This window comes from Xanthomonas codiaei, from assembly GCF_002939785.1.
Taxonomy (GTDB): domain Bacteria; phylum Pseudomonadota; class Gammaproteobacteria; order Xanthomonadales; family Xanthomonadaceae; genus Xanthomonas; species Xanthomonas codiaei.
Genome location: NZ_MDEC01000021.1, coordinates 74878 through 90682, shown reverse-complemented (window position 1 = coordinate 90682; position 15805 = coordinate 74878). Strand labels below are relative to the sequence as shown.

Sequence of the window (15805 nt, the reverse complement as noted above, 5' to 3'; positions counted from 1 at the left end):
GCGAAAGCGGACCACGTGCCGGCTACGACGGCTACAAGCGCAAGAAGGGCAGCAAGGTGCACATGGCGGTGGACACGCTCGGCCACTTGCTGGCAGTGCAGGTCACCCCAGCCAACGAGCAGGAACGCGCCCAGGTGCGATCGCTGGCGCAGGAAGTTCAGTATGTCACGGGCGAGACGGTGAAACTGGCGTTCGTCGATCAAGGCTACACCGGCGAAGGGCCGGCCGAAGCTGCGCAGGAGGAAGGCATCGAGCTGCACGTCGTAAAACTGCCGGAGGCTAAGAAAGGCTTTGTATTGCTACCGCGCCGCTGGGTCGTAGAGCGCAGTTTCGGTTGGGTCAATCGGTTCCGACGCCTGGCCCGTGATTACGAACGCCTACCGGAAACCCTGGCCGGACTCCACTTCGTCGTCTTCTCCATCCTCATGCTTGGAAATGCCGCGTCTCTATTTCAAAGTTCATAACACGCTCTAGGCCATTCGTGGATGATGGAACAATCCGCATCGGCGAATCTTCGGATATGGTTCGTCGAGTGCAAAAAACGTTGAATGCCGAGGGCTACCGAGGTGCGGACAACCAGCCTCTTCAGGAAGATGGTGTCTATCGCCTGTCGATGCAGGCAGCATTGATGAACTACCAGGAAGCTCGTGGCCTTTCTAAGACGGGTGACATTGATCCTGCTACGTTGCAGCAGATTGCTCCGCGCACCTTTCCGCCTGAGGTATATAGAGACGATCACGATGCGGAGCCAACGTATCGAAATATTCAGGGCGCCGCGCCGTCACAAGACCCGCTACATCGTCAAGCCGAAGATGCGGTGCGCCGCCTTGAACATGGTCTTGGCCGAGACTATGACGACAATAGCGCTCGGCTAGCCGCTAGTAGTGCGTGTCTAGCCAAGGAAAATGGACTGTCCCGGATCGATCATATTGTGTTGAGCAATCAAACAGCTTCCGTGGGGCAGGGCGAGAATGTATTCGTTGTCGAAGGAGCATTAGATAATCCTGCTCATATGAGGGCATATATGAAAACGAGCGACGCTATTGCACAGCCGGTAGATCAGTCCCTCGCACAATTGCAGGCGCTGAATGAAACGCAGCGGCAGCAACAAGCCCAGCAACAAGTCCAGCAACAAGTCCAGCAACAAGTCCAGCAACAGGATCAGCAGCTCGGTGGGCCTCAGCCTCCTCAAATGGTATGAGGCTGTTGAAGCCGTTGCTTCTACCGGCGTCCTACGCGCCTTCAGATGGCCCTACAGGTGCATTGTCACCGTCTTTGGGCTTGCACTCGACCCGACGTCTCCCATCCTGAGTAGCAGGCGGGTCTAGAGTCCGGGGTTGATGATATCGGTGTTGGCCAGCCGATGGGCATACGCTGAAGGCGTCATGCCACCAATTGCTCTTTCGGGACGCTCCTCGTTGTATTCGCGTCGCCAGCGCTCGATGTTGGTACGTGCATGCAGCAGTGTGGGGAACCAGTGCTCGTTGAGGCATTCATCACGTAGCCGGCCATTGAACGATTCCACGTAGGCGTTCTGGTTCGGCTTACCGGGCTGGATGAGCCGAAGCTGCACGCCACGACCATACGCCCAGGCCACCATGGCCTGGCCGCAGAACTCTTTGCCGTTGTCGGTGCGGATCACCTTCGGCAGGCCGCGACTGTGTGCCAGTCGCTCCAGCACCCGCACCACGCCGTGGCCGGAGATCGCGCGTTCCACCTCGATGGCGAGCGCTTCGTGTGTCGCATCGTCGACGATCACCAGGCACTTGACCGCCCGGCCCTCGGCGGTGCGGTCGAACACGAAGTCCATCGACCACACCTGGTTGGCCTGCTCTGGTCGCAGCAGCGGCTGACGCTCGCCGATTGGCACCTTCTTGCGTTTGCGGCGCTGCACTTGCAGCTCCTGCTCGCGGTACAGCCGCTCTACACGCTTGTAGTTCACGATGCGGCCTTCTTGCCGGAGTTTGAGATAGATCATTCCCACGCCGTAGCGGCGATGGCGATGCGCCAATGCCAAGATGCGCTCGCGAAGTTCGACGTTGCGATCCTCGCGTGGGCAGTAGCGCAGCGCACTGGCGCTCATGCCGATCGCGGCCAAAGCCCGGCGCTCGCTGGCGCCACGTCCCATCCACGCGCGCACCAGCGCACGACGCGCCGGTGCGCTGACTATTTTTTTTGCAGCGCATCCTTGATCAGGTCGTTCTCGAACACTTGCTCGGCCAGCAGCTTCTTCAGCCGCGCGTTCTCAGCCTCCAGGTCCTTGAGCCGCTTGGCGTCGGGCACGCTCATCCCGCCGAACTTGCTGCGCCACAGGTAGTACGAGGCCTCGCTGAAGCCATGTCGCCGGCACAGATCCTTGATCGCCACGCCGGCCTCGGCCTTGCGCAGAAAGCCGATGACCTGCTCGTCAGTAAATCGTTTCTTCACGTCCAATCTCCTTCGGGTAGGGAATTGGACTCCAAACTGGCGTGCTACTCAAAATTGGGGGGACGTCGAAGCACCCGGAACGGATGCTCCGCGCCTGTCCATCCCGGTATAGCCGCTGTTGCCGCACATATGTCCTCCTTCCGTGCAGCAACCTCTAGGCCTGCGTATTCGATGGCCGCAACGTTGGCTGCCGTGCACTCCACGTGGTGCACCAGCCAGGGCTCATCATCCATGGCGCTGATTGACCTTCTCGTCTGCGTCACTCCGGATCAGGTTCACCATCGTGATTATTGGCAGAACTGCGTGCGGCAATAACCGTTGCGTCCACGATGGTTCCACCGCGCAGGCTCTGGCCTTTGCGCGACAGGTGCGCATTGACCTGTCCGAATGGCTTGCGTACCAAATCGTGCGTTTCCAGCAGCCGATGGAAGTTGAGGGGCCGTGGTCTCGTCCGGCACATCATTCAGCCCGCCGATCTTCGCAAAGCGGTGCATCGACGACGTGCACTACAAAGCATCTTCGGCCGCTGGGTCGCTCAGTGCTTACCGCTGCTGCAGAAGGTGGATACGCAGTCTCGTGTCCAGCCCATACGGCTGCCGACCCGGCTGGCCCGACTTCGGCTAGTGCGGCTCGATCGGTGCCAACAGCTCCTACCGCGGCAGCACTCGATCCATCTCGGCCAGAAACACCTCTCGACGCGCCCGGCTGCGCTTGCCGTTGTACGCCGCATCGCCGAACGACAGGCGCATCGTTGTCGTCCCATTGGGCGATGGGCGATGGGCGATGGTCGCAGGGTCAGAGGAACTTGTTCAGAGTTTCCGCAAAAGACGCAGTGCCTTTGTAGCGGAATGGTATCAATCCGTCTAACTCTTCCCGGTCGTACCAGCGACACGCCGCAACAGGTAATGCGCGCCTCGTCGCATCGCCTTCCTGCCGGTGATTTCGCATCCTCGCTCTGCCTTTCGCTCCGGTCGGCAGTTCCGATGTCAGGTGTCGGCATACTCGACCACTGCGCCATCTCGATGACAGAGAGAGATTCATCGTGCTGCGAAAACTGCTTCGGAGTATTCCAAAGCACCATTCCGGTGCGGATCATGGCAACGTGCAGTGCACTCCGGCTCTAACGACGCCAGTGGTCCCGAGCGAACCGCCGGCACTGGGGCGAGCGCCTAGACGGCCTACGGGCACAGCAATGCGGCGCTCCGCAGCGAGCAGCGCGTCGCGCAGCCAACCAGTTGCCCCACGTCATCGGCCAGCGCCGTGCACGGTGGATAGCCTTCCGCCCACTCAACGGGGCGAGATTCACTTCCACTCATCCGATAGCCGCCCATTCATGCCGCCCGCGGTGCCGCAGCAACCGCTGGTTCCTCGCCAGACGCTGGGCGCGTTGTTGGAACAGGAGCTAAATCAGGAGGCGCGACTGCTCAGGCAGGCTCGGCGTGAGGCGCTGAAACAACTCGTGGACCTTGCGTTGCCCGACGGAGGAAAGACAATGAATCGGCTCACCGCGCGGGCGGCCAGGATGCAACCGATCACCGCGGCTGATCGATGGCAGGCGATCTGCAAAGGCGTTCCCCAGCCGATGCAAGGCAAGCGAAGGGCTGCGTTCGAGGCGCTGGTGCGCAGCGATTTGATGGCCATCGCTCGTGCCGGCCAGATCGATCCCTGGGCTGCGGTCGGCAAAATGGCCGAAGCGCTCGACGAGGGCATTCTAGGCAAAGGTGTGCTGGCCAGCGACCGGGAAATGCTTGATGAAGTATTGAATGGCTTGTCGATCGATCGCCTGTACACGCGGCTGAATCTCAAAATGACCGACGACACCATGCCCGCTTTCACCAGCGCGCAGGAACAGGCGCCGAGAGAGTTGGGAGCCGGCCGGTCCAACAGTGTGTACGAGGTCCAGGTCCGCAAGACCGATGGCGCGGCGATGAACGCGGTGTTCAAACCGCTCGACCCCGAACCACCTGATCCGGAGCACTGGAGCGTGGTTGCCAGGTTGACAGGTATTTCCAGGGAAGATCCGCAAACGGCGATGCGCAATCTCGCAACGGTGGCCTATGCAAGGAAGCTTGGGTTTGACGTGATCGTTGATACGCATGTGGCACCGATCAACCTGGGTCAAGACCCCTTCAACCCCGAGCTGGGCCTGATCATGGAGCGCGCGCCGGGAAAACCTGCCGAAGAGATCGATGCTTCCACGCTGGCCCAGGCGAAGGTCTGCGCTGAAGTGATGAAACTACAGCTGCTCGATCATTTGACGGGTGAGGCTGATCGCCACGATAAGAACTATTTCATCCATGTCGAGTCCGATGGTCGTGCCAAGGTCACGGGCATCGATAACGACAACTGTTTTGGCAAGGAGCTGACCGCCCCCGACGCGGCACAGCCGGACCTGGAAGATCCGCAACGAAGGGCGTTTCATGGCACCGCGCTGCCGCCGGTAGTGGACACCGAGATGGAGCGAGCCGTCCTTTCCCTCACCGAAGAGGATATTCGCTCACTGCTGGAAGATAAACTCGACGATGCAGAGATCGCCGCCGCAGTCCAGCGCTACCATGGCGTGCGGAGACATCTCATGGAGCTGCGAAATGCCGGCCGGATCATCGAGCCGCACGACTGGGGCCGGGCAGATGTACAGCAACTCCTGACCCCTGAGAACAGCTACCTGGGCCGCGAACGCGAATATGCATGGCTCGCGGATGGACAGGCCGTGCCGTAAGGCTGCTGCTCCGCAAGAGATGGCGGGCAAGTCTTGTGTCCCGCACGCAGGCGTTGCGGATCAGAATCTCCCGGTCGCGGATTCGCGAACAGGCAGCTAATGACGAACGTGGCCCCATCGTGGAGCTTCGGGACATCAACGCTGGGGTGCTGTGCATCGACGGAGCAGCGTGGCGACGCCGCTCCGAGCAACGAGCGCCGAACACATCCCTGACCTCGCTCCGATAGTTCACAACGCTGCCGGGAAACGCAGCACGCTGTGGTGCGCCATCACATTCTCGACTAGCGTTGGTCATGCTGTTTCTGTACTGATGTCCGACAAACGACGTCGCACGCACACTCTGCTTTCTGCGTTTTTATCGCCAAAATAGTTCATAGGCGCACCCGGCCGATTTCGGCGGTGGCAACATTTGTGTTCGCCGCACGAGACATGCCCGTACGGCCGTATGAGCATCTACTCATATACAGACGCTTTGTCCTGCTTTGCCACTGCGAGGCCGCATACATGTCGCTCAACACGCTTTCGACTGGAAGCACCACGGCTCTGTCTCTCCTTTCACTGGATGACTCATCGTCCGCAGAGTCGACCGAATGCGATTCGTCGATGAACCAATCCGATCTGTTGCTCGCGATAGATACCCTGTTCCTGGAGCAGATCTATCGTTTGATGGCCGCCGCCTACGGCAACGCGCCGAGCACGTGTCCCAGCGGAGGCGTTTTGGGGCCGGCCACGTATTCAGACGATGATCTGCAAGCGAGCCAGCCGATCGAGAAACGTACCTCCTGGCCGTCGTTATCGACACCATTCGATGCCAAGGACATCAAGGGATCCAGGCTGCCGCCGGCGGTGGATGGTTCATCGGTGACCTGGGACGGCGGCGCGCTCACCGCATCGGAGCTTCAGATCGTTTCGACACTCAATCAGCACAAGGACAAGATGCCGCTCGAGTTCGCAAAACTCGACGACAGGATCAACGACCCGTCCACGCCTGCCGATCTGAAGAGCGCGCTGCAAGGCTTGCAGAAAGACCCGCGCCTGTTCTTTGCCATCGGCTCACAGGGCGATGGCAAATGCGGCGGCAAGATCAAGGCCGAGGACTTGTGGGATTTTGCAGACCACCATCAACAGGTGACCGATCTGGGCGGGAAGAATGCCGAGTTCAATCCCAGGAACATCAAGGGAGCGACACCGCCGCCCGCCGCAGAAGGTTCATCGGTAACCTGGGATGGCGGTACGCTCACGCAGTCCCAGCTTGAGATCGTCTCCACGCTCAATCAGCATCGTGACATGACGCCGATCGAGTTCGCCAAGCTCGACGAAAAGATCAACGACCCGGCCACGCCACCCGACTTGAAGAAAGCGCTGCAAGGCCTGCAGCAGGATCCCGGCCTGTTTTTCGCGATGGCGGCTCAAGGGCACGGCAAACACCATCATGACGACCAGGGCAAGTGCAACGGTAAGCTCATTGCCGCCAACCTCTATGATTTTGCCGACCGTCACCCGCAGGTGACGGCACTGGGGGGGAAGAACGCGACCTACAATCCAGAAAAAATGAAGGGCCGCGACCTGCCGCCACCGGTGGACGGCTCTTCGGTCACCTGGAATGGCGGGACGCTCACCCAGGACGAACTGGAGATCGTCACCACGCTCGATCGCCACAAGGACAAGCTGCCGCTCGCATGGGCCGATCTCGATGCGAAGATCAACGATCCGGCGACACCGCCGGATCTGAAGAAGGCCTTGACGGACCTGCAAAAAGACCCGCGGCTGTTCTTCGCCATCGGCTCGCAGGGCGATGGCAAATGCGGCGGAAAGATCAAGGCCGGCGATCTCGGCAAGTTCTCGGCCGGCCACGCGCAGGTAGCGGAGTACGCCACCAAGCAGGCCAAGGGCTACACGCAGAACTATGTGGCGTCCGACAGCCCGGACAAGACCGAACCGACGGTCATGACCGAAAGCGACGCAATGCGTGAGTTCTATCGCTACTCGGACTATCTGCCGAAGGACCTGAACCAGGACGCGTTCAAGCATCTGGTCGAAGGCGACGACAAGACCCAAAAACGCCCGCCGCAGGTCATTGCCGCCGCCCAGTATTTCCGAGAGCATCCCGATCGGTGGAAGGCGCTGGCGGGAGACTCGGGTTCGATGAGTACACCGGATTTCCTGCAGACATCCGCAACCCAGATACACCTGACCGCGCCCGAACTGAAAACGCTGGACACCATCAACAGTCACCAGGACGCGTTCTTCGGCGACGGCAAGGAGGTGACCCGCGACAAGCTCGACACCATCGTCAAAGACGACAAGGCCGACCCCGCAGTTCGCGACGCTGCCAAGCAGCTGCTGGGCGACCCGCTGCTGTTCGGCTTGTTGAACAACTCCATCACCGGCTACAAGAAGCCCCACAGCTTCTTCGGCGGCGGCCATGTCGTCGACTCAGGCAAGATCAGCAAGAAGGACTTTCGGCAGTTCTACGATCATATGACGGCGGCCAACAAGACCGTCGACAAATCGCCGACGCATGCGGCCACGTCGCCCGACCAGAAGAAGGCTGTTTCCGACATGTTGATGGGCAAGGCCGATCAGCCCGACATCAAGAAGAAGAAAAAGGACATCGGTACCGTCGGCAAGGGATTGCACGAGTTCCTCAAGTGGGACGCCAAGATCCTGGATTGGGCCTCCGTCGGACTGAGTGCATTGAACGGCATCCCCATCATCGGCGAGTTTGCCGATGCAGCAGCGCTGGCACTGGAGAGCGAAGCGCAGGCGGCGCAGGTGCTCGACACAGCATTGCAAGGCGGCGACATGAAGCTCGCATGGGAACTGGCCGGCATCAACATGGCGGGTGCGGCGATTGGCGCTGTCGGCGGACCTACCGCCAGGCTCGCGGCCAAGGGGGCAGCCAAGGGGGTCGCCGAGGGCGCAGCCAAGACAGCAGGCGAGAGCGCGGCCAAGGGGGCGAGCAAAGGGGCAGGCGAGGGTGCAGCCAAGGGAGCGAGCAAGGGGACGACCGAGGGTGCAGGCAAAGGCGCGGCCAAGGGAACAGCGGAGGGCGCAGCCAAAGGAGGCAAGGGGACAGCCGGGCGGCAAAAGCCAACTGATGCGGTTAAAGGTTATTTAGTAGGTACCGGCATCAGCAAATCGACTGAGATGCTCAAAGTGCCCGTGTTGGCAGGTTTGCATTACGAAGAGATGCGATTGGACAAGGAGAAGAAGGAAGGCGAGATCCGCCAGAATCTGGAGAGCGCAGGTGGCGTGCCGATCGGAAAAATGAGCATTCCCAAGCCCATTGCAGACAATTTCGAGGCGGATATGAAGGAAAATCTCAGGAGCTTGAGGGGTGGGCGGCGTCGGTAATGATCACTCCCAATCGGCATCCTATTGCGCGAACGGACGGGCGATCAACCTGATCGCCCGATTCGTCAGTGCGCTGTTCGACTCATTCTGCAAGTACGCATTTGGGGAACCGGAGGCGTGCCAGCGCCAGTCAAGTAAAGATGTCGTTTTGTATGAGCAGACTTGCTTACTGATCCGATATCCGTGTTTGAGCAAGAAAAGCGCAAAGAGGACATGTTTCTTGCGATTTCCGGGCTGCTCGACCTGAAGATCTCTGGCGTGTGCGGTAGGTGCGCGTCCGGCGAGACAGTCAAGATAGCACGCTTGCTAAAAGCGCTTGCCTACGCCGCTACGGAGTATGCGTGTTGTTCCGCTACCCGCGGTCTTTCATGCGATTCATCTGTCGCTCCGCGGACATGGGCTGCGTATGACACAGGTCTCGATCGCGCGATTTCCAACAGGTGGACTTCGTGTGCGGCGCGAGTCATTCGCGGTGTCTTGTGCGGGGGTGCATCGCGAGCCAGATACTGCGTCCTACCGAAATGGTGTATCGGTACCCATCGCATAATTTCTCGAGGATTTCGGACAATGTCGGAACTGGGAAATCTCCACGCAGCGAACGACACATTTTTCACCAACCTGGGAGTCCGTCTTGGGTTACCTGAGGAGCTTGCGCAGCGACTTGGCCAAGGCGAAACCATCCTTGGTCCTGCGGGCATGTTGTGCCGTGTCCACGCGCAGATGCAGCAGGGCGAGATGACGGCGTTTCCGGAAGTGATCATGCCATTGGCCGCACGTGAACTCGGCGGCGAGGATGTGGTGACGCTGCTGGCGCTGCAGGAACAATTGCTGACCCAATACGGCTGGCGGCTCACGCTCTCGGACCTTGGTCTGCTCTGTGTCTGCCCGCTGTTAATCGAACGCACGCCCGATGCCGTGGCCACTGCGCTGGAGCGCGGGCAAGTTGCCGCACGTGTGGTGCTGGACGCGCTGGTGACGCAGGCCGGCAGCACGGCCGAGGTGGCCTCATGAAGCTCTCCGGCAACATCGGGACCTCTCCCAGCGGCCGCGCAACGTCTCCTGCGCCCACACGTCCGACGCATGCCGAGGAGGCCGTCGCCCTGTCACAGGCGGAAGTGCCAACCGGGCCGCTCGCCGGCCTGCCCTCTTCGGGCCAGGTATTGCGCGGTCGCCGCGCACCGGTTGCACGTCGCGTGACCACCGACGCAAGTCATGCCGAGTCCTCGCATGGTGCATCGCATCGCTCGGGGTCCTCGCAGTCATCGCATTCTTCCGAGTCGACGGACGCAGCGTTTTACACTCCGTACGCAAGCTCCGCGTCCTCGGTCGTCGATGAGCCGCACGCGCCTGCCGCTGCAGCGACCTATGCGCAGCGCAGCGCAGCGGCGGCCGCTGAGTTGAAGGCGCAGCTACGGACTCGCCTGGGCAATCTGCACTTTGCAGAGCCCTCGGAGGAGCAGGAGGCACTGCAGGCCGCGTATCTGGAATGGGCGGACGCGCGCGTGGACGAACGCATCGCCGCGTTCGGGCCGGATGCCGGATACCAGATCGTCGGCGATATGAAGACGGCAGGCGCAAAGGCAGCGTGGCCGATCGCTTACGAGTGCCTCAGGGCCTTCATCATCGGCTCGATGCGGACCCCATTCGGTCTCGCCGCGGGTGCAGCCTACGACGGCGCGCGTGCGCCCGGATCGGAGACGCTGAGTACGACGGCGCTGTCCGGCGCGGTGGCGGGCCTGATGTCCTATACCAGCGATACGTTGCTGATCCCGGCGATGGATCGGCGCGCGCGTGTTGCCAACCTGCCGCGGTTCCAGACCATCGACCCCAAGATCCTGGTACCCGATCCGCCGCCGGCCCTGCTGGAAATCACTGCCGAGGGCAAACGCTTCACGCGTCCCGGCGAAGGCAACACCGAAACGCTTCCCAAGCTCAAGGCGCAGACCTACGACCTCCGCCAGGGCATCATCCAGTGGCAATCGACCCTGGACGACAAGTCCCTGGACACCTTGTTGCTCAAGCCGACGATCAACGCGGGGTTCAACGCGGCGCGGCAGACCTCCGACGACCCGGGCACGCGCACGCCAGCCGGCCAACTGGGTCTGAGCGCGCTCGCCATCGGCGGGGCAGGGGTGGTGCAGAAGGCGATACTCGAAACCGGCAAGGCGGTTGCGAGTACCGGCCAGATGCGCGTGCCCGATCTGCTTGGTGGACAGCAGCGGCTGAACCTGTTTGCGCTGGCATTGCCGGACAAGACCCGTCGGCCCGCGCAATGGTCCGACGCTGTGCGTTTCCCCAACTACCTGCTGGAAACCGGGATGGAAGGCCTGGCGTTGGCCAGGCAGGCCTTGAGCACCACCAACGCGGTCACCACTGCGGTACGCGATGTGCTGGTCCGTCACATGCTCAGCAACGTGATGGTCAATTTCGCCTCGCTCGGGGCCGGCCGCCTGATCGCTTCGCCCTTGCGTGGCGGTAACGCAAACGGCAGCGTTGCGGGCGAAGCCATCAATTCCACCGCCACGATCGTGCAACAGGCAGCGCAGACACTGTTCAACGATACGGTCTGGAATGCGCTCAAGGCCAAGAACGGCGCCAACACCACCCAGGCGACGCGCCTGGACCAAGAACGCGCCGCCAACGCCGCCGATCATCAACGCACCATCGCAGGCACGCTTCAGGCGCTGGCCGAACCCATCGAGGTGGCGATCGCGCTGTTTTCGGCGCCGACATCGGCAGAGATTGCGCGCGCCGTGGAGGAGGGGCAGCCGCTTGCGCCTGCAACTGGGCCGCTGGCAGGGAGATTGTGTGAAGCCCTGGAGGAATTGCGCACGGAGATCGGCACGCAATCCGTCTCGATTGCGACGATCGACACTGTGCTCGACCGCCTGCACGCTGGGCAGGCGGCGATGTTCAGCGGCGTGCCAAGCAACGACCTGACCAATACACTCAAGACCGAGCTACAAAAGCTCAGGCAGGCATTGCACCAAAGCGAGGAACTTCGCCAGTGGGAAGACGGCAGGCCGTGAGCGATCGATCCCGCAGCTGATCCACAGCGTACGCCGCAACGACAGACGCAACCGCCCTTGCGTCTGTCGCTTGTCGGCGGCCCCGGCGCAGTCTGGTGCGCGGCTCACGTGCGAACACTGGGAGTACAACGGGGCTCTGCGGCGCGCGGCACCGTTTCGTACGCTGGCCATTGACCGACCGTGCGCATGGCCTCGGCGATGCGGTTGCGCTGGCGCTTGACGATGAAGTCCAGGCCACGTTCTTGGATCAGTTTTGCCTTCTCGCGGACCAGCAGCAACGTCGGCTCCCATACGGCAGGCTGCTGCAGCAACGCGTCGAAGGCGGTGCGCTCGGCGAGTGCACGTGTGTCGTCACCAGCGTCCTGCGCCACCAGTGCAAGTGCGCGGTGCACGTCCAGCAGCGGCGCAACTTCGCTGCGCAACGCCTCGTCGGCGAACAGCGCAGCCAGCGCGTTGCCATCGGCAAAGCGCCTGGCCTGCTGCATGAAATGCTCCAGTTGCAGCTCTGCCAGCACGGGCTTCAAGGCCTGGTCGACATCGTTGCCCAGCTTGACCATGCCGTAGTCGGCCCAGCGCTCCCATTGGGTGCGGACCAGGCGCTCGAACGCTGCGAACTGCGCGAAGTCGGTTGCGCGGTCGCTGCGGGCCGGATCGATTTCACCACCAAACTGGAACAGTGTGCAGAAGGCGGTGGCCACGTCCGCGCTCACTTCCGCGACATACCCAGCATCGAGTGCCGAGACCGTGGTGCTGGCCGCAGGCGTCGCCGATGCGCCTGTGCGTGGATGCTTGGCAAGCGCCAGTTGCACGCCTGCCGTCAGGCGTGCAGCCACTTCCACCCGGCGTGCGGCGGTGGCGTCGCAGTAGTGCGTGGTCATGTAGCCTGCCACGGTCGTCGTTGTCCAGCCCAGGTCCTGGCGCGATCTGACGCCGAGCCCAAGCGCGGCGCCCGCGCGGCGGCCGTGCGCATCGCCTGCACGCACGCCGGCACTGACGCTGGCGCTGCATTCGGTGCCCTGGCTGACGCGTGCGGCCTGGTCGATCAGCCCGACGCTGGCATCCGGATGCTCGGCCAGCAATGCCTGCATCCAGTCCGCGCCAATGGGGTGTGCGGACGGATCGGGCGTTGCGCGGCGTATCAGCTGCTCCAGCATGCGCAAGAATGCCTGTAGCAGCTCCGGTTCGCGGCCCTTGCCCAGCCGCGGAATACGGATCTGCAGGCCGTCTTCCACGCCGGTCTCGCGCCGATAGCGCCAGTCCACGGCGGCCGAGACCCCTGCTGCGGCGTAGTCGCTTTCCATATCGATGCCATAGCCGACAGTCAGGCCTGCTCCAAGCTGGCGCTGCGTCGCGGATTGGCGGCTGATCTGCAGGTACAAGCCGGTGCGTCCCATGTAGAACTCCAGCGAGGCATCGCGATTGCACTGCATGCTCGCGATCAGTCGCGTGCCCAGGCCGAAGGCAGACCCTGCAATGGCAGCTGCCGCCGAAAGCGGTGCGAGATTGACGCCCGAGGTGTGTTGGCAGGTCATGCGCCAGCGGTCGCGCCATTCCAGGTGCGAGAGCATGTCGCGCAGCAGGTCCAGCAATGCCTCGGGGTGGGCCAGGGCGCCGGTACCGGTCTGCTTCGTCAACTGCAAGGCCTTGTCGACGGCGGTGTCGAAATGCGCCAGGCAGTCCTCCGCATGGGCGAGCCACAAGCTGGCCTGCGGCGAGGGATCGCTTGTTTGCAGCTCCGCCGCTCGCTCTGCGTGCTCCGCCCGCACCGCAGACAGGCAGTGACGCAACAGATCGAGCGCGGCTGGCGCGCTGCAGCGGCCGCTTCGCACCTGCTCCCAGGCACGCTGCAATCCTTCCGGTGCCGTTGCCTGCACCGCTGTGCCGCCCGGGGCCCGGGATGCCTGCGCCTGATGGTGGTCGTGCAGTGCTGCGGCACGCTCGGTGATGCGTGCAAGGGTGGCGGCATCGAAGACCACGCGGCTGCGGTCCACGTCCTCATCGACCCATTGCAGCAGCTCGGCCGCCGCCTGCCAGTGCAACTCGGCCTGCGATGGAACACCGCCCTGCGGTCGGGCCGCATGCAATGCCCCCAGGTAGCCGATCAAGGCAGCCGCGGCGTGCTCCAGGGCCAGGTTGGCGCGTCGACGCGGTGTTGGCAGTGCGGTGGCCGATGCGACCTCCAGCCCCTCCGGCAAGGCATGCAGTGGATTGGGAGCGCTCGCGTGTGCACCGGCAGAATGCGGCGAGGTGGCAGTGCGCACTGCCTCGCCGAACGCCTGCAGGTGGGCGTTTGCGCGCGCATACGCTGAATCCGGAGCACGCGACTCGTAGCCGTTGCGCAGCGCATGGTAGGCCGCGCGTTCGTCGTCGCTGCAGGTGCGCAACGCGTGTGCCGGGTCGGCCGCGTGCAGGGCGATACCGGCGGCGCGGCGGGCTCCGCTCAGCCAGCACCGCGTGGCGGTATCTTCCACAGGCGTGGCGCGCAGCAGCGCATCGGCCCGCAACGCAATCCGCGCGATGTCCTGGCGGCCGGGGTCGGCGGCACGCTCGTGGCGCGCCTGGATCAGCTGGCCGAGTACCTGACGGCCGCGCGGCACCCGCGCCAGCGTCTCCAGCCAATGCGTTGTTGCCACCTCGATCGCTGCACGGGGAATGGCGGAGTGCTCGCCCATCGTCGTGCCCGGCGGGTCCTCGGGCCGTTCCGGATCGGCGGGAATCAGCGCGCTCCAGGTGCTGCCGTGGACACGGTCGAAGGTGGCCAGCAGCAGCGCCGCGGCCTCAGCGCGGTTGTCGCCCAGCACACCGGCCACCGCCGAGCGTAGCGCACCTAGCGCGATGGCCACGATTCCCGCTGCAGGCACGGCCTGGTCTGCGAAACGCGTGGTGGACAGCCCGCTCGCCCAGGTCGACAGGCGGTTGCGCAAGGCAGTGGCAGTAGCGGCATCGGTTGCGCTGGATGCGGTCTGCGCAATCTGCGCGGCAATCAGCGCGTCCGAGGCGGCCTGCAGCGCCTGGCTGGCGCGCAGATCATCGGCCGCTGCGCGGTCAACCTCCTCCTCGAGCGATTGAGTCAGATCTGCCAGCGCCGGCAGCAGTGCACGCAGATCGTCGGCGCGTGCAGCGGTCTCGAACAGGTCGTCGGCTACGATGAGTGCAGACTGCAGCGCCTGCGCCAGTGTGGTGTCGAGGCTGGCGGCGCGCACTTCCATGCGTTGCAGCATGGCCTGTTGTTTCTCGCGCAGGGTGGAGAGGTGCTGCGCGTGCTGGTGCTGCTTGCGGATGCGCTCCAGCTCGGCTTCGTGCGTGAGCAGGTCACGCAAGCGCGCTCGACGCCCGTTTGCAGCAGGCGCCGGCATGGCCGTGAGCTGGTCCAGTTGCTGCTGCAGCTGCTGCTCAGTGCGCGTCAGGCGCTCGCTGCAACCGGCAATGTGCGTGCGGAGCAATGCGCTCCAGGTGGCCAGCACCTGTTGGCGTTTGCGGGTGTCGTTGGCACGGTCGGCCAGGCGCGGTGCGCGTCTGGCATGCAGGCTGGTGTCCTGCTCCAGGCGATCGATATGCAGCAACACCAGGCGCTCCAGCGCTGCGGCCTTGCGCATGGCGATCCGGGCGTCGCTCAGCCGTTGCGAGGCGGAGAACGTCGCTATCTGCAAAGGAGCGAGGGTGTGCCAGTCGCTGTGTTCCGACCGAGCCGGCGGTGCAGGCTGCGCAGAGGTGCCCTGGTAGCGCAGCAGGCGCGTATGGTCGGGAGTGGACTGCCGCGCGATGCCCACCGCCGTACCGGCGAGTCGGGCGAGTTTCTGCAACGACTCCCGCACGCCGCGCAGCCTGGCTGTCTTGCGTGGTGCAGGCGTGCCCCGCTCGGCATCGGCAGCGGCTGCGGTGTAGCGATGCACCCGTGCGGCCACATCCAGTTCTGCAGCGCGTGCCTCGGACTCGGCCGCTGGGCCATCCAGTTGATGCAGTCGGTGATGGGCCTGCTTGTGCGGCGACGGCGTACCCGCATGCGCTGCGCCACGGCTGTTGCCAGGTAGCCCAAATGTCGTGGTGGAAGGGCGGATACGGGTCACGCTAGACACCTCGCGTGTGGATCTACAGTCATGCCCTGCCTTGCGATTGGCGAGACAACACACGTACCCCAAATCCTCGCGCCATCATGCTTGAGTGCCAACCGCGCAAGACAAGAGGCCGCGCCCGATGCGCCGGCGTGCGGCGATCTAGCCCCCAGCAGGCGCCGATACCCGGCAGGTGCATCAATGCAGTGCATCTGCCGGGT

General features: G+C 63.2%; 7 protein-coding genes and 2 pseudogenes. 6 read left to right on the top strand and 3 right to left on the bottom strand.

The annotated features are described in order from the left end of the window. Together XcodCFBP4690_RS15175 and XcodCFBP4690_RS15170 are read left to right on the top strand one after the other, a co-directional pair. Nucleotides 1-464 (top strand): transposase (locus XcodCFBP4690_RS15175; protein ID WP_146091915.1); only part of this gene is annotated, 464 nt, incomplete at its 5' end. Nucleotides 465-472: 8 nt separating this feature from the next. After that, nucleotides 473-1201: pseudogene (locus tag XcodCFBP4690_RS15170) on the top strand (XVIPCD domain-containing protein); the annotation flags it as partial. Nucleotides 1202-1324: 123 nt separating this feature from the next. Here the strand turns inward: XcodCFBP4690_RS15170 and XcodCFBP4690_RS15165 are convergent. After that, nucleotides 1325-2427 (bottom strand): IS3 family transposase gene (locus XcodCFBP4690_RS15165; RefSeq protein WP_104542104.1). Its coding sequence is split into 2 segments (ribosomal slippage): nt 1325-2178 and nt 2178-2427, totalling 1104 coding nucleotides; the frame shifts between segments, so codons are not numbered across the junction. A gap of 90 nt (nt 2428-2517) precedes the next feature. Beyond that, nucleotides 2518-3176 (bottom strand): annotated as a pseudogene (locus tag XcodCFBP4690_RS15160) (transposase); the annotation flags it as partial. Nucleotides 3177-3760: 584 nt separating this feature from the next. Here XcodCFBP4690_RS15160 and XcodCFBP4690_RS15155 point away from each other — a divergent pair. The 4 genes from XcodCFBP4690_RS15155 (at nt 3761) to xopF1 (ending at nt 11532) form a co-directional block, all read left to right on the top strand. Next, nucleotides 3761-5146: a hypothetical protein gene (locus tag XcodCFBP4690_RS15155; protein WP_244183674.1), complete on the top strand. Its 1386-nt coding sequence runs from the start codon at nt 3761-3763 to the stop codon at nt 5144-5146. A gap of 504 nt (nt 5147-5650) precedes the next feature. After that, nucleotides 5651-8503 (top strand): HrpF/NolX family T3SS translocon protein, encoded by a 2853-nt coding sequence (locus XcodCFBP4690_RS15150; protein WP_104542084.1) that lies wholly within the window; start codon nt 5651-5653, stop codon nt 8501-8503. 567 nt (nt 8504-9070) lie between these two features. Beyond that, nucleotides 9071-9514: an Hpa3 family type III secretion system protein gene (gene hap3, locus XcodCFBP4690_RS15145; RefSeq protein WP_104542082.1), complete on the top strand. Its 444-nt coding sequence runs from the start codon at nt 9071-9073 to the stop codon at nt 9512-9514. Further along, nucleotides 9511-11532, top strand: coding sequence for a type III secretion system effector XopF1 (xopF1, locus tag XcodCFBP4690_RS22475; RefSeq protein ID WP_146091914.1), 2022 nt, complete (start codon nt 9511-9513; stop codon nt 11530-11532). Before hap3 ends, xopF1 begins: the two co-directional genes overlap by 4 nt. A gap of 104 nt (nt 11533-11636) precedes the next feature. On the opposite strand, the gene xopZ is transcribed toward xopF1, so the two are convergent. After that, nucleotides 11637-15599, bottom strand: coding sequence for a XopZ family type III secretion system effector (gene xopZ, locus XcodCFBP4690_RS15135; RefSeq protein WP_104542080.1), 3963 nt, complete (start codon nt 15597-15599; stop codon nt 11637-11639). Between the last annotated feature and the right edge of the window lie 206 nt (nt 15600-15805).